At 43.1% G+C, this 19,414-nt stretch carries 18 protein-coding genes, 1 other RNA gene, 1 pseudogene and 1 riboswitch; of the genes and pseudogenes, 17 read left to right on the top strand and 3 right to left on the bottom strand.

From position 1 onward, the window contains the following. Nucleotides 1-11 precede the first annotated feature (11 nt). From CEF20_RS08390 to CEF20_RS08350, 9 genes are all read left to right on the top strand, one after another. Complete coding sequence (locus CEF20_RS08390) at nt 12-1,220, top strand: ribonuclease H-like domain-containing protein (RefSeq protein WP_232713406.1); 1,209 nt, start codon at nt 12-14, stop codon at nt 1,218-1,220. Nucleotides 1,221-1,523: 303 nt separating this feature from the next. Next, entirely contained in the window at nt 1,524-1,754 is a 231-nt protein-coding gene (locus CEF20_RS08385; RefSeq protein WP_100331378.1) for a spore coat protein, read from the top strand. Nucleotides 1,755-1,816: 62 nt separating this feature from the next. After that, nucleotides 1,817-2,377, top strand: a complete 561-nt coding sequence (locus CEF20_RS08380; protein ID WP_100331377.1) for an SLOG family protein — start codon at nt 1,817-1,819, stop codon at nt 2,375-2,377. Nucleotides 2,378-2,458: 81 nt separating this feature from the next. Then, complete coding sequence (gene gpsB / locus CEF20_RS08375) at nt 2,459-2,788, top strand: cell division regulator GpsB (protein ID WP_100331376.1); 330 nt, start codon at nt 2,459-2,461, stop codon at nt 2,786-2,788. 78 nt (nt 2,789-2,866) lie between these two features. Then, nucleotides 2,867-3,263, top strand: an RNA gene (rnpB, locus tag CEF20_RS08370) — RNase P RNA component class B. Between the two features lie 291 nt (nt 3,264-3,554). After that, complete coding sequence (locus tag CEF20_RS08365) at nt 3,555-5,249, top strand: putative bifunctional diguanylate cyclase/phosphodiesterase (protein WP_100331375.1); 1,695 nt, start codon at nt 3,555-3,557, stop codon at nt 5,247-5,249. A gap of 25 nt (nt 5,250-5,274) precedes the next feature. After that, nucleotides 5,275-6,414 carry a THUMP domain-containing class I SAM-dependent RNA methyltransferase gene (locus tag CEF20_RS08360; RefSeq protein WP_100332051.1) on the top strand — a complete coding sequence of 380 codons (1,140 nt, stop codon included), beginning with the start codon at nt 5,275-5,277 and terminating at the stop codon, nt 6,412-6,414. A 132-nt stretch (nt 6,415-6,546) separates the two neighbouring features. After that, nucleotides 6,547-8,043 (top strand): carboxypeptidase M32, encoded by a 1,497-nt coding sequence (locus CEF20_RS08355; protein ID WP_100331374.1) that lies wholly within the window; start codon nt 6,547-6,549, stop codon nt 8,041-8,043. A gap of 106 nt (nt 8,044-8,149) precedes the next feature. Then, on the top strand, nt 8,150-8,986 hold the full coding sequence (locus tag CEF20_RS08350) for a cytochrome c oxidase assembly protein (protein ID WP_100331373.1): 837 nt from the start codon (nt 8,150-8,152) through the stop codon (nt 8,984-8,986). 184 nt (nt 8,987-9,170) lie between these two features. Here CEF20_RS08350 and CEF20_RS08345 read toward each other — a convergent pair whose 3' ends face one another. Genes CEF20_RS08345 through CEF20_RS16590 form a run of 3 tightly spaced genes read right to left on the bottom strand, consistent with a single transcriptional unit; the run spans nt 9,171 to nt 11,472 of the window. Further along, nucleotides 9,171-10,820, bottom strand: a complete 1,650-nt coding sequence (locus tag CEF20_RS08345; protein ID WP_100331372.1) for a b(o/a)3-type cytochrome-c oxidase subunit 1 — start codon at nt 10,818-10,820, stop codon at nt 9,171-9,173. Further along, nucleotides 10,817-11,299: a cytochrome c oxidase subunit II gene (locus tag CEF20_RS08340; RefSeq protein WP_100331371.1), complete on the bottom strand. Its 483-nt coding sequence runs from the start codon at nt 11,297-11,299 to the stop codon at nt 10,817-10,819. Before CEF20_RS08340 ends, CEF20_RS08345 begins: the two co-directional genes overlap by 4 nt. A gap of 20 nt (nt 11,300-11,319) precedes the next feature. Then, nucleotides 11,320-11,472 (bottom strand): hypothetical protein, encoded by a 153-nt coding sequence (locus CEF20_RS16590; RefSeq protein ID WP_157796230.1) that lies wholly within the window; start codon nt 11,470-11,472, stop codon nt 11,320-11,322. A 198-nt stretch (nt 11,473-11,670) separates the two neighbouring features. Here CEF20_RS16590 and CEF20_RS08335 point away from each other — a divergent pair. The 8 genes and pseudogenes from CEF20_RS08335 to CEF20_RS08300 all read left to right on the top strand — a co-directional run. Continuing rightward, nucleotides 11,671-12,874: pseudogene (locus tag CEF20_RS08335) on the top strand (IS1380 family transposase); the annotation flags it as partial. Between the two features lie 482 nt (nt 12,875-13,356). After that, nucleotides 13,357-13,677, top strand: coding sequence for a PadR family transcriptional regulator (locus tag CEF20_RS08330; RefSeq protein ID WP_100331370.1), 321 nt, complete (start codon nt 13,357-13,359; stop codon nt 13,675-13,677). Continuing rightward, complete coding sequence (locus tag CEF20_RS08325; protein ID WP_100331369.1) at nt 13,674-14,240, top strand: HAAS signaling domain-containing protein; 567 nt, start codon at nt 13,674-13,676, stop codon at nt 14,238-14,240. The genes CEF20_RS08330 and CEF20_RS08325 overlap by 4 nt, the downstream gene beginning before the upstream one ends. Beyond that, nucleotides 14,240-14,836: an NDxxF motif lipoprotein gene (locus CEF20_RS08320; protein WP_100331368.1), complete on the top strand. Its 597-nt coding sequence runs from the start codon at nt 14,240-14,242 to the stop codon at nt 14,834-14,836. Before CEF20_RS08325 ends, CEF20_RS08320 begins: the two co-directional genes overlap by 1 nt. A gap of 472 nt (nt 14,837-15,308) precedes the next feature. Beyond that, a riboswitch (purine riboswitch) is annotated at nt 15,309-15,410 on the top strand. Between the two features lie 121 nt (nt 15,411-15,531). Next, nucleotides 15,532-16,116 carry a xanthine phosphoribosyltransferase gene (locus tag CEF20_RS08315; RefSeq protein ID WP_100331367.1) on the top strand — a complete coding sequence of 195 codons (585 nt, stop codon included), beginning with the start codon at nt 15,532-15,534 and terminating at the stop codon, nt 16,114-16,116. Continuing rightward, a complete protein-coding gene (locus CEF20_RS08310; RefSeq protein ID WP_100331366.1) occupies nt 16,113-17,420 on the top strand; it encodes a nucleobase:cation symporter-2 family protein in 1,308 nt (435 codons plus the stop codon). Before CEF20_RS08315 ends, CEF20_RS08310 begins: the two co-directional genes overlap by 4 nt. Nucleotides 17,421-17,708: 288 nt before the next feature. Next, the gene (locus CEF20_RS08305; protein WP_100332050.1) at nt 17,709-18,779 is read left to right on the top strand and encodes a type III polyketide synthase; all 1,071 of its coding nucleotides are present in this window, start codon (nt 17,709-17,711) and stop codon (nt 18,777-18,779) included. After that, complete coding sequence (locus CEF20_RS08300) at nt 18,779-19,309, top strand: isoprenylcysteine carboxyl methyltransferase family protein (RefSeq protein WP_100331365.1); 531 nt, start codon at nt 18,779-18,781, stop codon at nt 19,307-19,309. Before CEF20_RS08305 ends, CEF20_RS08300 begins: the two co-directional genes overlap by 1 nt. Nucleotides 19,310-19,414 lie beyond the last annotated feature (105 nt).

The following is a 19,414-nucleotide window of genomic DNA, read 5'->3' as shown; positions in this document are numbered from 1 at the left end:
AGCTTAATCGAATGAAGTCGCATCTGGTGAGAGAGGAGCAGCCAGCTGAGCGTCAGCCAATAGACTTACAATCTGCCGATATCCCGCATTGGGCAGATTGGCAGCAAGCGAACGTAAAGCTTTATCGGTGGAATCAGCAGTATTGTTTCATTCGGGAAGTGTGTTACCCTCTTCATTATCAGCATGGCAAGTACACATTTCATGACGTAAAAGAAGCGATTGCCAGCTGGGACAGATGGCCGGGGTCCCATCCGTTATCGGCAAAAGGTCTGAAATCCAGCGACTTATTCTTTTTCGATACAGAAACGACAGGCCTTGGCGGCGGCGCGGGAAATACTATTTTCTTATTAGGCTACGCGCGGGTATTAGAGGATCAAGTCATAGTCCGCCAGCATTTTTTGCCGGAGCCGGGAAATGAAGTGGCGCTTTATTCGAGTTTTCTTGAAAATGTCGACTATAACACGCTTGTGACATATAATGGAAAGTCATTTGACTGGCCGCAAGTGAAAACGAGACATACGCTCGTGCGCGAACATGTCCCCAAGCTGCCGGCGTTCGGACATTTTGACCTTTATCATGCATCAAGAAGGCTTTGGAAACATGCGCTGGACTCCGTTCGGCTCGTTAATGTAGAAAAGGAGATCCTAGAGATCAAGCGGAAGGAAGACGTACCGGGCTATCTGGCGCCGATGATATATTTTGACTATATAGAAAGAAGGCAGCCGGAAGGTATATTAAAAGTGATGCAGCATAATGAAATGGACATTCTGACATTGATCACACTGTATACGCATATCAGCTATCAGCTATTGCAAACGAATATTGACAGTACGTTCCGGGAGCAAATAGAGGTAGCGAGATGGCTGCAGGCGGTTGGAGAAAAACAAAAGTCGGCTGAGACTTATCGAAAGCTGGCAGATGCGGATTCGACCTCCATCGGAATGGAAGCAAAACATGCGCTTGCTTTTCATTATAAAAGGAAGCAGCGGTGGGCAGAGGCTGTTTCGCTTTGGAGGGATGTGTGCGAAAGCGGAACTAGCCGCTGCAAGAAGGAGGCCCATATTGAGCTTAGCAAATACTATGAGCACAAGGTAAAGGATTTGCAAGAAGCCTTAGTTCACGCGCGGAAAGCTTCATCCTTTGATCCTTCTCCTGCAGATCAGCTTACGAAAAGAATTCAGCGAATTGAGAGCAAATTAAGGAAAAAGTCAATCCGATAGCCAGGCGGATGGGGAGTCCATAAACGGCCCAAAATTGTCAGATTTTTATTGTTTTTCAGGCCTAAAGGCTGTAAAATGTAGAATTGTGTGGAAATATAAAGAATGTACTTTGGGGTGGATTGACAATGTATCGTGCGATCTTTGTTCTATTCTTTGTTTTTGTATGTCTGACAGCCTTGGTCATGACGAATTTAAAAGCTAGCTTTTATAGTTTATTGTAATATAGGTATTTGTAATAGTACATGTTCCCCCTTTTTGCATAAACTGCTTATGTATAGAGTGAAAGAGAAAGGGGGAGCTACCATGTATCCTTGCAGACCGCCTAAGGTGTTGCCGGCGATTGTTCATCCGCCGACCTGCTGTGAACAGCACACTTATGAAGAAGTGATTGTTCCGCATATTCATCCGACTCACACAGCTCATGTGAATCACCAGCTGTATGAGCACCAGCATTATTTTCCGCATACTGAATCTTTTGCTCAAAATGCCTACAATCAACAGCAAATCTGCGGAAGACGCCCGTATGGTTATTAATGTGATATGAAAAAGTAAGGGGGGCTCCCCTTACTTTTTACCATTTTCAGGAGGGGAAAGGGATGTCAGTCTGGACAGTGACCGGTTATAAGCCTTATGAATTAGGCGTTTTTCAGGACGAGGATCCAGCTGTTTATTACATAAAAAAAGCGCTGGAGCAGCAAATCCGCCAGCTTTTGGACGAAGGAATGGAGTGGATTATCATCAGCGGCCAGCTCGGAGTGGAATGCTGGGCAGCGGAGGTTGTATTCAGCTTGCAGCCGGATTACCCAGAGCTGAAGCTGGCTGTTTTAACACCGTTTATGAATCAGCAAGACAATTGGAAAGAAGAGACCCGCGAATATTATGAGAAAATCATATCTGGCGCTGACTTTGTTGCGTCAGTGTCTAATCAGCCATATACGAGCCCGCAGCAATTCCGCAACAAAAATGAGCTGATGCTGCGGAAATCATCCGGTCTGCTGATTATATATGATGAAGAAAAGGAAGGAACGCCGAAATATTTATTTCAGATGGCCCGCAAATGGCGAGAGCGGCAATCGTATGAAATACGGCAAGTGACATTTTATGATTTGCAAGCGATCGTTGACGAAGAACAGAGCAATAATGTAGACTGGGAGTGAGGCTGTATCAATTGACAAAATCGCCTGATTTTGAAAAAATGAATAAAACGCGCTATGGAATATATTGAGGTGATGACAAGAATGTTATCTAACAAAGTAAAATTAACGGCAAAAGATATTTTAGAAAAAGATTTTAAAACGTCTATGCGGGGATATAATCCTGACGAAGTGGATCAATTTTTAGATCTTATCATTAAAGATTATGAAGTATTCCATCAAGTGATTGAAGAATTGCAGCAGGAGAACTTGCGGCTGAAAAAGCAAACTGAAACGAAGATGAGCCGCTCCCAGCATCAGCAGCAGGTTCCTGCGCAGCCGGCGCCGGCTGCGGGCTCTACAAATTTCGATATTTTAAAACGGCTCTCCAATTTGGAAAGACATGTGTTTGGAGATAAGCTTTATAATGAATAAGCCGTTTTAAAGCGTTTTTGAAATGCCCCATTGCAATGGGGCTTATTTTCATCTATAATAGATCGAGTGATAGTAATAGCGTTCGGGTAATCGCTGCAGTCATTTGACTGTAGAGGAAAGTCCATGCTCACACAGTGCTGCGATGCCTGTAGTGTTCGTGCCTAGTGAATCAATAAGCTAGGGCAATTCGGTTTCGACTGAATTGACGGCAGGGAAAGTGCCTAAGTCGTTTCGATAAGGCATGAATACCTTGAAAGTGCCACAGTGACGGAGCTTTATAAGAAATTATAAAGGTGGAACGAGGTAAACCCCGCGAGTGAGCAACCCAAATTTTGGTAGGGGCATCTTCTTGGAGGAAACGAACGACAAGAAGGCCGGATGTCTGCTGGATATTCGGAGATAGATGATTACCGCCGGAGTACAAGATCTTCCCGGATCGCTTGAAGTACGATGGTACAAAACATGGCTTACAGAACGCTATTAAAGGGAAATAACTTTACATGCCCTCCTAACCTGTTAGGAGGGCTTTTATTCTGTTTCTGATACGAAATGCCCCGCATGGGAAGATGCACTAAGCCCTCCTCAAGGGCGTAATGGGGAACTGAAGGATAAGAAGAGGGAGCACGGCAGCTGAATGTCGGATTGGTTCGGACCTTCAATATGCAGGTGACAAAAGTGCTGCAGCAGGATATGAAAGAAAGCTTCCGCTGCTTGAAGATTGATTTTATGGGAAATAGGCTATTGAATAATAAGGAGACACACCTATATGGGGAATGAAGAGTGGCTGAATTTTGCTAAAAAAATATTGGAAGATATTAATGAAGGTGTGATGGTAGCGGATGAAAATGGACTGATATTGTCTGTCAATCCCGCCTTTCAAATTGTTACCGGTTATCAGGAAGACGAGGTAATAGGAAAAAACCCCAATATTCTACAATCAGGTATTCACAATAAAGACTTTTACCGTAAGCTTTGGGAAAAGGTTCATGAAGAGGGAGTATGGAAAGGGGAAATCTGGAATAAAAGAAAAAATGGGGAAGTATTCCCTGAGTGGCTGACATTAAGTTCAATCAAAAACGAAGAGGGAGAAGTAACAAATTACATAGGGGTGTTTACCGATATTAGCTTTCAAAAGGAAGCGGAAAGAGAATTGCAAAAGCTGGCTCACAGCGATAGATTGACCGGACTGGCTAATCGGTATGCTTATAAAAAAAGGATGGATGCCTTGTTGGCCACTTCGGGTGCCTATGATCAAAGGCTGGCGATCCTGTTTTTAGATCTCGACCGCTTTCAGCAAATTAATGATAGCTATGGCCATGAAGCAGGAGACAGGCTGCTGTCGGAGGTCGCTTTGCGTCTAAAGAAATTATTGAAGAATAAAGATCTCCTCGCTCGCATTGGTGGAGACGAATTTGCGATCACATTAGCTAATATTAATCATCCGCGGGAAGCTTTCACACTGGCTGGACGAATTATCGAAGTGCTGTCTGTCCCATTTTGGATTCAACAACAGGAAACATACATGTCGACGTCGATCGGCATCAGTTTCTTTCCGGAAGACGGAGCGAATTTCGACGAGTTGCTGCGCAGCGCTGATAAAGCCATGTATAAAGCGAAGCAGCAAGGGAGAAACAGATTTACTGTTTATCATAATGAGCTGGATACGAATGATGTCAAAACCATCACAATGGAAAGGGAACTTCGTAAAGCGATTCAGCGGCAGGAGCTATATCTAATGTATCAGCCGCAAATTAATGTGAAATCAGGCGAAATTTCAGGTGCTGAAGCTCTTTTGCGCTGGAAAAGCCGAGTGTTTGGAGAAGTCTCTCCCGGAGATTTTATCCCGCTGGCGGAAGAAATCGGTTTAATCGTACCAATTGGAGAATGGATCATGAGCCAAGTGTGTCATGATTTCAAACAAGTAGAAATGGCTGGTTTTAGCGATTTTTCTTTTGCCGTTAACATTTCACCTCTGCAATTCCTGCAAGAAACGTTTATCGACCGGCTTATGTATATAATAGAAAAAGAAAACGTCCCTCCGAAATCCATTGAATTGGAATTAACGGAAAGCACGATCATGCCGAATGCCAAGGAATCTATTCGGAAGTTGAATGACTTAAAAAGCCGAGGATTTCAGATTTCCATCGATGATTTTGGCACAGGCTACTCATCCTTAAGCTATTTGACACGCTTTCCTTTAAACCGCTTGAAAATCGACCGCTCTTTCATTCAAGGCATCACGAATAGCCAAGAGGATCTTTCCGTTGTAAGAGCGATACTGACCATGGCTCACAGCTTAGAGCTTGGCGCAGTAGCAGAAGGGGTTGAATCTTCGGAGCAGCTGCTGATTTTAAAAGAAGAACAATGTGACTTCGTTCAAGGATATTATTATTCAAAACCGTTACGATTGGAAGCGTTAATTGATTTGCTGTATATTTGGGAAAATCGGCAAGAAAACTGAAATATTAATAATGGCAGGTGAAATTATGTCAACATATACATTAATCGCAACCGCAGCTATGGGATTGGAAGCACTGGTAGCTGCTGAAGTAAGAAACCTTGGCTATGAATGTCAAACTGAGAATGGGAAAGTTATATTTAAAGGGGATGAGTCAGCCATCGCCCGCTGTAATTTATGGCTGAGAACAGCCGATCGCCTCAAAGTCGTGGTAGGAGAATTTAAAGCAAAAACATTTGATGAATTATTTGAAGCCACGAAAGCTCTGCCATGGGAAGAGTATTTGCCGGCGGATGCGGAATTTCCCGTTCAAGGCAAATCCGTGAAATCCACATTATTCAGCGTTCCAGACTGTCAAGCTATCGTTAAAAAAGCGATTGTAGAACGTTTGAAAACGAAATATAAGGTGCAAACATGGCTAGAGGAGACGGGTCCGCTTTTTAAAATTGAAGTTGCTTTATTGAAAGATAAAGCGACGTTAACGATTGATACAAGCGGCGCAGGCTTGCATAAACGCGGCTATCGGATTGCCCAGGGCGGTGCCCCTTTGAAAGAAACCTTGGCAGCGGCCCTCGTTCAACTAACCAACTGGCATCCTGACCGCCCGTTTGTCGATCCTTTTTGCGGCTCAGGGACGATTCCCATTGAAGCGGCTCTAATTGGCCAAAATATTGCGCCGGGATTTAACCGCGATTTCATTTCTGAAAGCTGGCCGTGGCTGACAAAAGACGTTTGGGATACTGCCCGGCTGGAGGCAGAGGATGTAGCCAACTATGATCAGCCGCTAGATATTTTAGGGGCGGACATAGATCACCGCATGGTTGAAATCTCGCGTGAAAATGCTGTTGAAGCAGGGCTTGGAGACCTTGTTCAATTTAAGCAAATGAATGTTCGTGATTTTACGACGGCAAAGGAATATGGTGTGATCGTCGGCAACCCTCCTTACGGAGAGCGGCTGGGTGACCGTCCTGAGGTGGAGAGCATGTACAAGGCGATGGGGGAAGTCTTTGCTCCGTATGAAACATGGTCGGTGTATATACTGACCTCATATGAAGGGTTTGAAGCCTGTTATGGAAAGCAAGCAACGAAAAAACGCAAATTGTTTAATGGTTTTATTCGCACCGATTATTATCAGTACTGGGGAAAGCGCCCTCCCCGCAATAACTAAACTGTAAGAACGAGGCTTTCTTGTATAGAAGCAATCAGAACTTTGCCGATTGCTTTAGTATGAGAAAGCCTTTTGATTATTAAAGGGTTTGAAAAATGTGGTAAAATAATCAGTAGAATTGGAGGGTGATCCATGGCATCAATAGAGTGTATGGAAAAAGAATTTATGGAATATGTACAAAAAATGCAAGCCTATAAAGAAACTTTGCATTTATTATCGTGGGATTTGCGGACAGGGGCTCCCGCGAAAGGGAAAAAACAGCGTTTTCAAGTGATTGGGATGCTGTCAGCAGAGCTGTTTCATATGTCCGTTTCGGAAGAAATGGCTGCATACATCGCCAACTTGTCCACGGCGGTCGATCGCCTTGCTCCCACAACGAAAATTCTTATTAAAGAGTGTCAAAAAGAATATGAAATGAATAAGAAAATCCCCGTTGATGAATATCAAGAATATACCCTCTGGCAGTCGAGATCGGAAATGGTCTGGGAGCAGGCGAGAATATCCAATGACTTCGGCCTCATACAGCCTTATCTGGAAAAGATCCTGCAATATAAAAGAAGATTTATTGATTATTGGGGATATGAGGAAAATAAATACGATGCTTTATTGCATTTATACGAACCGGGACTGACTGTGCGCCGGCTGGATGAAGTGTTTGGCCGGCTGAAGCAAGAGCTGCTGCCGCTCGTTCAAAAGTTTCCTGCGGCGGACAAGAATAGTCCTTCATTCCTAACATGCCGTTTTCCTGCTGAGCAGCAAAAAGCATTTTGTCTGGAAATTTTAGAAAAATTCGGTTTTGACTTTGAAGCTGGAAGACTGGATGAAACCGTTCACCCATTCGCCATCGGGTTAAATCCGGGAGATGTCAGAATCACAACTCGCTATGATGAGCATGATTTTCGGGTGGCTATTTTCGGTGCTTTTCATGAAGCCGGCCACGCTATTTACGAACAAAACATTGCGCCTGCACTCGTTGGAACAACGGTCTGCGATGGAGCGTCCATGGGCATTCATGAATCGCAGTCTTTGTTCTATGAAAACTTCATCGGCCGCAGCCGGGCGTTTTGGAAGCGGAATTACCGCTTGCTGCAAACGTACAGCAGCGGCCAGCTTGATCGAGTGTCCGAGGATGAGTTTTATCGAAGCATCAATGTCCCGCAGCGCTCGCTGATTCGGATGGAAGCCGATGAATGGACGTATCCTGTCCACATCATTATTCGCTATGAAATCGAAAAAGCCTTAATAAACGGAGAATTGGGAGTCGAGGATTTGCCTGGAGTATGGAATCAAAAGTATAGCGAGTACCTGCAGGTGGTTCCAGATCACCATGCCAATGGAGTGCTTCAGGATATCCACTGGTATTCAGGAGATTTTGGCTACTTCCCTTCATATGGGATCGGGTATATATGCGCCGCGCAGCTTCATCATTACATAAAGCAGGATCTGCCATTTGAACAGCTGCTGGAAGAGGGGGATTTTCAGCCTATAAAGCACTGGTTAACCGAACGTATCCATCGTTACGGTAAAACAAAAACGCCAGCGGAATTGATCATGAGCGCGACTGGCGAAAGCTTAAATCCTAACTACTTAATGAACTATTTGCTGGATAAATACAAAAGCTTATACTAACTGAAGGACAAAGCAATATTTTTGAAAGTTTGCTACAATGGATAGATAAAAGCAGTAAACGTTAACATATTTCTGCTCATACGAACAGATAGGAGGGTATCAAAAGGTGAGCGGACATGTCATGGATTCATATGGCTGGTTTACGTTTGGATGGGGAGGATATCTCGCGGCGCTTATCCTGCTGGCTATTTTATATGTCAGATTGCTGGCTTCGGGAAAATATGAAATCAGCAGCAAACAGCGCTTTTGCTTCTTCTTATCCGCGGTCTTGGTATGCTTGATCAAAGGAAATCCGCTGGCTGCTGCGGCGGCGGACCGCTTATTCAGCATTTATGTTCTGGAGTTGATGATCCTGTTGTTTGTTGTGCCGCCGCTGTGGATTTTGAGTTTGCCGGCAGAGTATCTTAGATCGTTTTTCTGGTCGTATCGGATGAGAAGGATGCTGCAGATTATGACCCATCCTTGGCTGACGGTGTTTTTGTTTCATGTTGCTTTATCTGTCTACTTTATTCCAGCTGTTTTCAACGTGCTGCATACTTATCCGGTTTTAGCAGCCGCTTTTGAGATCTTCTTGCTCATATGTTCATTGCTTACATGGTGGACGATTATCTCTCCGCTGCCGGAAATGACCCGCTTATCTGAATCCATCAGAGTGCTGTATGTATTTATAGCGTCGATTTTGCTAATGCCTATAGGCATTTATTTGCTGGTTTCCGGTCACCCGCATTACGAAATGTACGCTTCTGGCCAGCAGCTGCTTCCGGCTTTATCGGCGGTAGGCGATCAGCAATTAGGGGGTGGAGTGCTGAAAGCAGTGCAACTGACATCTTACGGAATCGCGCTGTTTATCCTGATCTCGAAATGGGCGAAGAGAGAGGAAGAACCCGACGATGATTTTCCGTATTACCCTGGTGAAACATTTGATTATCCCCACAAGAAATAAGCCAGCAGCTTATCTTCTCTCTTTTCGTCAGCGGATTTGAAAGCGCTTATCAGATCAGGAACGAGGCCTCAAGCAGGGGGCTGAATGAAGGTCTATGCAAGAGAGAAAATGAAAGATAAGCAACAGCAAAGCGAGTGTTGGTTAACAGACGAAAGCCGCAGACAAACGCTGCGGCTTTGTTTTTTTACCATAATTTAAACCCTTTTGATCCGAGCGGACCTGATTCAAACATATCCATTACCGGTATTGTATATGCGATTAGAATCAGTGCGATTGTTAACGTCATCCAGATTTTCCAATTTTCAAGCACCATTGGAGTTGGCTCGGCATTCTTTTCCACTTCGCCGATTGGAAATTCTTCCTCCCCTTTAGGAGCCAGCCAAGCCAGATTGACAAAGATGATAAGGACGAGGATGATGCCCAAAAAAAGAATTGTACCTCCAACGGCCTGAGCGATTTGATAAGGAATCCATTCTAAGGCTTGTGGCGCGTCCCCGTAAGTAGAGAATGCAGAACGGCGCGGTGCTCCTAATAAACCGGCCCAATGCATCGCTCCAGACATAATCAGCATTCCCAGCGCCCACGTAAATGCTTGAACGATGGCAAGCCTGTTCATTGTCGGCGTTAATACGCGGCCGGTTAGATGAGGAACGAGCCAGTAAGCGATTCCGAAAAAGGTTAACACAACTGAAGTCGCCAATGTTAAGTGAAAGTGGCCGGTTACCCAAACGGTATTATGCACCACTTGGTTCATTTGGTTTGATGCGTTGATCAAACCGCCGGCACCCGCAGGGATAAACGCAACCATGCCGATAAAAGGAACAACAAAGCGGGCATCCCGCCAAGGCAGCATTTTAAACCAGCCAAACACACCTTTTGCTCCGCGAGACCGGCCGTACAGTTCAAAGGATGCAAATAGGCTGAAAGCAGTCATTAAAGACGGAATCACGACCATAAATGTCAAGGTAACCTGAAGGAATTTCCAGAAAGGATCAATCCCAGGCTCAGTCAGCTGGTGATGAAAGCCAACTGGAATGGAGAATAATAAAAACAGTATAAAGGACAGCCGCGCCAGCGAATCAGAGAAAATTTTTCCGCCAACGACTTTCGGAATAATCACATACCAGCACATGTAAGCCGGCAGAAGCCAAAAGTATACAAGCGGATGTCCGAAATACCAGAAGAGTGTCCTGCTGATCAGTACATCCACGCGCTCCACCCATCCTAAAGACCATGGCAATAATTGAAACAGCACTTCCGCCGCCACGCCAAGCGTAGCTACAAACCACAGAGCGACATTGATGACGGCCATAAAGGTAAACAGCGGACTTGGCTGCTTCGGATGCTTCTTGCACCACTCCACGTATTTAGCCACTTGGGAGAAACCATCAAGCCAGCTTCCGACCACAACAAAGGTCAGGCCAAGATAGAAGATCCAATGCGCTTTTAAAGGAGCGTAAAACGTATATAGAACGCTCGCTTCATTCAATAAAATCATCGCAGCTGACATCGCTGTTCCGATCAGCATTACCCAAAAGCCAAGCCAAGCAAAGCTGCGCTGCTTGCTTGTTAAAGCACCTGCTGTTCGGCTGACGCCAGCCAGCTGAAAACCGAGAATAAAGAAAGTTGTTAAAACAAGTCCGAGCAATACGCCATGCGTGGTCAACACTTGATAGTAGCCGATATTAAATGGCAGTTCAAATTTGCCGGAGCGGACAAAGACTTGAAGCAGTCCGGCTATTCCGCCAAGAGCTAGAGCGGCAAAGGCTACATAGAAGTGCGCCATTGCCAACCGTGCATCGCGGCGATCAACCTTTGCTAACGGTGTTTTCATTCTTTTTCAACCACCTTAAACATAGATTTCATTGTGTGATGTCCGGAACCGCAATATTCGTTGCACACCACTAAATATTCGCCGGGTTTTTCAAATGTTGTCACATACTCGCTGATATATCCGGGTTCGAGCATCATGTTAATATTTGTTCCCGCTACCTCAAATCCGTGTACGACATCCTTGGTTGTCGCAATAATTTTTACTTTTGATCCAGCTGGAACTTCCACTTCACCAGGATTGTAGAAAAAGGCAGAAGCCACGACCACTAGTTCATAATCCCAGTTCTTTCCTTCAACCTTGTGCAGACCCGGCTTGTTAAAAGGTTCAACTTTATCCACTTGCTCATAATTAATAATTGCTTTAGCACTAGGAGGCTGATGCCCCTGGTGAAAGGCGCTTATCCCTAAAATAACTAAGAATACAACAAGAGAAGCAATCCCGAATGTCAGCCACCATTTTTCATAACGATGAATATGCATAATTCCTCAACTCCTTTCTTTTAAAAACGTTCCAAGAAAATGGAATAAACTATCAGCCAAGTAATAATCAAAAAGGCGCCTAATCCAAAAACAGCATATAATGTTCCTTTTAATTCAGAACCTTCCTCGCGGCGCATCTTGACTTCTGTTTTCTTTGTTTCTAATTGAGCCAAGTGAGTTGCCTCCTTTCATCCCCTGTTTATATGACTTCGTTACCACTATCATAAAGTGGAAAATAGTTTTAATCTGTGAGAATTATCACGCCATTTTCTTCCTGTTGTGAACTAAATGTGAAAAAAGTATGAATAAATTGTGTGACAAATAGGTAATAAAGGGGAGGTAAGGAAGTAGAGGGGATAATTATTTAAATAATATTAGATTTTTTAACGCAAAAACCTTTACATTTCAAGCGTTCTATTAAATTATCCAACGCTAGAGGCGCATTTTCTTCCGATACTGGTGCAGTCATTTTCCATAAATTTGATGAGAGATGGGATTTTCACAAACTATCGCCAAACATCTCCAGCTAAATGCTGAACGCATGTATTGTATTCATGAAAATGAATAGCTTCTTCGTCAAAAAATCTATCAACTCATCGCTGGTTATCAAGAGGACGATGCAGCGGACCGTTTAACATACGACCCAGTTTTTACATAAGTTCTTGATACACCTGCACTCGCTTCTCAACCGTCGTTATCGCAATTTTTTAAGCATTTTGACACGCAAGCCCTAGAACAACTGCAATTGGCAAATCAGGCGTTACTGGATCGGGTTCATCGTGTCCGACAGTCGAAGGCACTCATTTTTGACCTAGATTCGACACATGCCGATACATACGGAAGCCAAAAAAATTCTTCCTACAACGCACATTATGGTTCAACAGACTTTCATCCACTGGTCGCATTTGATGGGCTAACGGGTGATTTTTTGAAAGCTCAATTGCGTCCAGGAAACGTTTATACTTCTAATGGAGTAGTGGGTTTCATACGACCACTCGTCAATCACTATAACGAAGTTTTTCCTGAAAAGTCTTATCTCGTCCGTGGCGATAGTGGTTTCGCAGTGCCTGATCTATATGAATTGTGCGAAGAGGAATCAGTTTACTATATCATCCGTTTAAAAGCGGACGCCAAGTTAAAAGCACTTGCGGAAGAGTTACATCCAGCACCTGAAATTCGTGATGTGTCCGTAACAGAAAGCTATGTCGAAGCGTCTATTTATCAAGCATCTTCTTGGTCGAAGCCTCGGCGTATAATTATTCAATCCACTCGTCCTGCTGGTGAAATGTTCTTTTCGCATGCTTATTTTGTGACGAATCTTGGTGAAAGCTTTTCTTCTCAAGCAATTGTCACATCTTATCAACAGCATGGCACAATGGAAAATTTCATCAAAAAAAAGAGAAAGATGGCTTTGGTTTCGATCAGATGAAAAGCCATGATTTTCCCGTTAATAAATCTCGAATGTTGTTGAGTCTGCTTACCTATAACTTCACGAATTGGCTACCCACACTCAGTTTCCCGAAGAAACACAAAGGGATTCAAATCCAAATTATTATATCGAAAACGTTAGAAATTAATTGACTTGTTTCTTACTATTAAAGTACTGAATGAGCAGGGGATTCGACCAGAAAAAATGATGCTAAAAAAGCATGCACAACAAAAAGTTCAATTTTTTGAAAATATCCTTAACGCCGACATCAAGACCTAAGTGGGTGAAACGGCACCTAAATGCCCGATTTGTTAGACTAACATTCAGTAGGAGATGGAATAAACTCCTACTGAATGAAGTTTCACTTTATTCGAATGTCAGCAGATACGTTCTTAACTGAAGACTAAATACAATTGCTCACGTTCATTGTTAGCGTCGAGTGTTTTTTTTGGCTAAAATCACTTTTGAAAGACATATAAAGTTATTTTAGTAGTTTATTTGCACTGTACCTTGCAATAAACAGTACCAGTCACTATAATATACTTATCTTATTTTTTATAGATAGGTACTGTTCATTATATAATACTTTATTCTAGTTAAAAGATTGCAGAGATGGGGTGAGGATTCTTTGAATGTTCAATTTAAAAAAGGAGTGCTTGAACTATGCGTACTTGTATTACTTGATAAAAAGGATTGCTACGGATATGAACTTGTTCAGGCAATTTCAAAGCAGATCGAAATATCGGAGGGGTCTGTTTATCCTTTATTAAGAAGGTTGACAAAGGAAGGCTATTTCACAACTTATTTACAGGAATCAAGCGAAGGACCTTCAAGAAAATATTACCGGATAACTGATCACGGTCGTGCATACTTATCGCAATTGATGGACGAGTGGAAGGCGTTTTCTAAAGGCGTAAATCAATTATTAAAGGAGGCGGAGAGAAAGTGAGTAAAAAACAATTTTTGGTAGAGTTGAAAAGAGAATTACGGAAGATATCCAGAAATGAAAAAGAAGAGATTTTACAAGACTATGAGGAATATTTTAGGATGGGTCTAGAAGAAGGAAAACAAGAGAGTCAGATTGTAGAATCGCTTGGTTCACCTAAAGAAATTGCGAAAGAGTTAAATGCTGTATATGCAATGAAGATGGTAGATGAGGAAAAAAGTATAAGAAATATGTTTGCAGCATTGTTTTCGATGATGGGATTAAGTTTAATGAATAGTATCGTCATTGCAATTAGCTTATTTTTCTTGTTAATACTCACACCATTTATAGCAGCTTATGTCATTGGTGTCCCTATTATGATTCTTTCTCCGCTCATTTTAATTGTAATTGGGTTTGTAAAGGGCTTTAGTACAATTGGAATTGCAGATATTCTAGAGACGATGAAAGGCGTTATCATTGGTTCTCTTTTAGCTATCCTAGGATATTATATCGCCAAATTTGCTGCTCACCTATTCATTAAATATTTAAGATGGAATTTATCAATTGCAAGGAGGAAGAATATCTAATGAAAAGATTATTTTTTAGTTTTTTATTTCTTATCACTTTAACGGCATGTTCAGAGGATGAAATGATTGATCAGACAGCAGACGAAAAAACTTCTATACAGAATGTGGAAATCACTGATAAAATTTTTAGTTCTGAAAAACAAAATCAAGAAATTAATGAAGAAGAGTTAAAATTAAGCATCAAAACATATTTAGACAGTCATACTAAGTTAGATCAAGCGAGTTATCCTTTTCAAGATATACTAGATGAAGGAGAAAAACTGACTAAAAATCAATTAGAACAATTGGCTGAAATCACCAAATTAATCAAACAAAATGATGAGAATTTTTCCAGTTACATAGCCCACAATACGTTGCCAGAAGGTTATCGAGAAGAAACGAAAAGAATTAGCCGATACATTACTACGTATAATACATTTCTTGCTGAACTAGATGAGGTGTTAGTTGAATTAGATGAAGATCTCGGCAATGGTAAATTTCCAAAAGTGAACATTCAACCACTCATCGATCAATCAAAAATCGTTAATGGTAGAGAACAGCAAAAAATAGAAGACTTCCTAAATGAAAAAAATATTAAAACAATAGCTTTTAAATAGAAGAATACGAACAAGCCCTGTGTACAAGTAGTGCTATGCTATCAGTGATGAACAAGTTGCACAGAAAATTTTAGTGAAATTTAATACTTTGTGTCCTACTGGACAATGACAAGAACAAATAAATTAAATACAAGAATGGTCAGGTTGATCTCGTATGTAAGATGCCGTAAGACGCCCAAATCAAGACCTGAGTTGCTACAAAAGATCTAAATGAGGAAAACGGGACCTAAATGCCTGATTCGTTCAACTAACATGCAGTAGGGGATGGAAGAAAACTCCTACTGCATGAATTTCACTTTATTAACGTCCGATTTTCAACAAAAAATTAATGAACTGGCTCCTTTTTATCTTGATTTTATAAAAATAAAATTTATGTATGATCTTGGTCCACTGTAGAAAAGGGAAACGCGTATCCTATAGGTGGAAAGCTCTTTACAAAATCATTTTTATACGTTAATCTACTGTATATTATATATGAAAATAAACATTCGCTCATATAATCGCGGGAATAGGGCCTGCAAGTTTCTACCGAATAACCGTAAATTATTCGACTATGAGTGAGCAGTGACGAACCGCCGTTTTTGGCGTATTCGGAAAACCTAAAGGGCATTGCTTCACTCTTTTTGAGGAATGGAATGATCTTTGGGTTTTTTTGTGCATCCCGAAGATCCAAAACAGGTGGGGAGGATATATTTATGCAAAGTTTAAAAGATAAAATCGTTCAAGAAGGCAAAGTGCTTTCAAAGGACGTTTTAAAGGTGGATTCCTTTTTAAACCATCAGATTGATCCGCAGCTGATGAAGGAAATGGGACAGGAATTTGCCCGCCTTTTTGCCGAAGAGGGCATTACAAAAATATTGACAATTGAATCTAGCGGGATAGCACCGAGTGTGATGACGGCATTAGAGCTGAATGTGCCGGCTGTTTTTGCTAGAAAGCGGCAATCTTTAACGTTAACGGAGGACTTGTTGACCGCTGAAGTGTATTCCTTTACGAAGCAGCAATCGAATCGAATAGCGGTGGCCCGTCAGTTTCTTTCCAAAAAGGACCGCGTGCTGATTATGGACGATTTCCTTGCGAATGGGCAAGCGGCACTTGGACTGCTGGATATCGCAGAGCAGGCTGGTGTTTATGTAGCGGGAATTGGTATTGTGATTGAGAAAGCCTTTCAGGATGGCGGGCGCTTACTAAGAGAAAAAAATGTTCGGGTTGAGTCACTGGTTCGTGTGCAATCTTTGAAAAATGGTCAAGTCATCTTTGCCGAGGAGGCGACTGTATGAAAACGGCTGTTGCTAAAACCGCTTCATTAGGCTTGCAGCACGTCCTGGCTATGTACGCTGGAGCGGTCATTGTGCCGCTGATCGTTGGCGGAGCTTTGGGACTCACACCTGAGCAGCTTACTTATTTAGTTTCCATTGATATTCTCATGTGCGGAATAGCCACCTTTTTTCAAGTGTGGAAGGGGCGTTTTGTCGGGATTGGTTTGCCGGTTGTGCTCGGCTGCACGTTCACAGCTGTAGGGCCCATGATTGCCATCGGCGGATCTTTCGGTGTTTCTGCTGTTTATGGAGCCATATTGGCATCAGGGCTGTTTGTACTGATTGTTTCTTCCTTTTTCAGCCAGCTGGTTCGATTCTTTCCGCCGGTAGTGACCGGGTCGGTCGTCACCATTATTGGCGTGACACTCATTCCGGTTGCAATGAATAATGTGGCAGGCGGGACAGGCAGTTCGGATTTCGGTTCTCCCGTTAATTTAGCCCTCGCATTTGGCACATTGCTTTTAATCATTGTCCTGTATCGGATGTCTCGCGGATTTATCCGGTCTATTGCGGTTCTTATTGGCTTGGTGGCAGGAACAGCCGCTGCTTTTATGATGGGCAAGGTGGACATCACTCCGGTCAAGGAGGCCTCATGGTTTCATTTCGTGCAGCCGTTTTATTTTGGGACGCCAACTTTTGAGGGCACAGCGATTTTGACGATGATCCTAGTAGCGATGGTTAGTTTAGTGGAATCGACTGGCGTGTACTTTGCGGTGGGAGACATTTGCAACAAAAAGCTGAGCGAACAAGATTTGGCTAAAGGCTATCGCGCAGAAGGATTGGCCATCATCATGGGGGCGGTTTTCAATGCGTTTCCTTATACCGCCTTTTCGCAAAATGTTGGTTTAATGCAACTTTCGGGCGTGAAATCACGCAATGTCATTTTTTATACGGCGGGCTTTTTAATTGTGCTGGGGTTTGTGCCGAAGATCGGCGCGTTCACAACGATTATTCCTTCTGCAGTACTGGGCGGCGCGATGATTGCCATGTTTGGTATGGTGGTGGCTCAAGGAATTAAGATGCTGAGCCGGGTCGATATGTCCTCTCAAGAAAATTTATTAATCATTGCCTGTTCCATTGCCATGGGCCTTGGTGTGACCGTGGTTCCCGATTTGTTTGCTCACTTGCCCAAGAGCGTGAAAATCTTAACGGGGAACGGCATTGTTGCCGGCAGCATGACAGCCATTATATTGAATATTATCTTTAATGAAATCGGCGGAAAAGCCAAGCAAGCGTTGAAATTGACAGAACAAAAGATTTCATAAATCAGAGCCTTCCCTGCGAGTCAGAACGCAGGGAAGGCTCTTTTTTATCTCGGATGAAGCGCCCCTTCAAGGAGGAGTGAGAAACCAAAGGCTGGCGAGGGGAGGCATCTCAATGGCCGGCCTGCACGGTGCCGGTGAAAAAGGTGTTGGAACGGCGCTGCGATGTTAGCCTTTGTTCGGCAGCGGGGAATGAGAGAAAACACCCGCCTGCAAATTGGCTTGATTGTTTGTATAGAATTCTCTCTTCAAGGAACAATATACTTATCCAAACGAAGCGGAGAGATGGAAATGGCAAAGATCCTAGCTGTGCAGACAGCGGTACCACCCTATCGAATTCAACAAGAAGAAGCAAAGCAATTGATTTATGAATTGTATGGGAAAGATAATCCAAAAATTAGACGGCTGCTGTCTGTCTTTGAAAATGGTGGCATACAAACGAGATATGTATCAAGACCGTTGGAGTGGTTTAAACAATCTCATAGCTTCGAAGAAAAAAACAATGGTTTCATCGAGACGGCAGTGGAGTTGGGCGGTAAAGCAATTAAACGTTGTATAGAGGAGGCGGGGGTGGATTATCAAGATATTGATGCGATTATAACCGTCTCAACAACCGGTCTGGCAGCTCCGAGCTTGGACGCGAGGATCATGAATCAATTGCCTTTCTCGCCAACGGTGACGAGAATTCCTCTTTGGGGCTTGGGCTGCGGAGGCGGTGCTTCAGGTTTGGCGCGCGCCTATGATTATTGCCGCGCTTATCCGCAAGCGCAGGTGCTAGTGCTTGCCGTCGAGCTGTGCAGTCTGACCTTTCAACTGGAAGACTTATCCAAAAGCAATATAGTCGGCACATCCTTATTTGCGGATGGAGCCGCTTGTGCGCTTGTCGCCGGAGAAAGAAGTCAATCATTTCTTCAGGAGGAAAAAGCTCTGCCTGTGATTCAGGCTGCACGGACGGTGCTGATGAAAAACTCTGAGAGCGTGATGGGATGGACGGTTAAGAATGATGGGTTTTTTGTTGTATTTTCAAAAGACATTCCGACGATTGTGAATACATGGCTAGCCCCTCAGGTGAAGCAATTCTTCAATCAGCAAGATATGTCATTAGATGAAATTAAGCATATCATCGTTCATCCCGGCGGAAAAAAAGTACTCGATGCCTACGGAGAATGCTTGCGGCTATCTCCCCTGCAGCTCAGCATTTCCAAACAAATCCTTGAGCAATATGGAAATATGTCGTCAGTGACGGTGTTGTTTGTTTTAAAGAAGTACCTCGATCAAGCGATCACAGCTGGGGAGTGCGGGCTTGCACTGGCTTTGGGGCCGGGATTTAGCGCATATATGCTTTCTTTGAGGTGGGAATAATGTTCTTTTTTTTATTCTTTAGTTTTTTAGTCATTCAGCGAATTGGCGAACTAGTCTATGCTAAAAGAAATGAGCGGTGGATGAAGCGGCGGGGGGCACAAGAATTCGGCGCCAGCCATTATCCCTTGATCGTGCTGCTGCATGCCAGTTTCTTTATTGCTTTATGGATAGAAGTTCAATGGAAGCAAATGCAGCTCCATCCGCTCTGGCCGCTTATCTTTTGCGTTTTTCTTGTGCTGCAAATGATTCGGCTTTGGACAATTTCATCGCTGGGCCGCTACTGGAATACGAAGATCCTTGTGCTGAAGCATGAGAAAGCGGTCAACAAGGGGCCGTTTAAATATGTCAGACACCCTAATTACTTGGTGGTCACCGGCGAACTGATTTTAATCCCGCTGATGTTCCAAGCATATGGAACGCTTGTTTTATATTTTATTTTGAATCAGATGATGCTAGCCATTCGCATTCCAGTAGAAGAAAAAGCATTAAACCAATGGACCGATTACAGCGAGGCATTTACGAAAAGGTAAAATCGCCGCTCTATAAAGGCTTAATTGACTCATAAGGAATGCTATTGAAAATCATTATCGTTCATGATAACATGTAATTGAACATGAAAACTATTCTCAATATTA

The sequence above is a fragment of the Bacillus xiapuensis genome (assembly GCF_002797355.1).
Classification (GTDB): Bacteria; Bacillota; Bacilli; order Bacillales; family Domibacillaceae; genus Bacillus_CE; species Bacillus_CE xiapuensis.
This window is presented reverse-complemented; position numbering and strand designations above follow the sequence as displayed.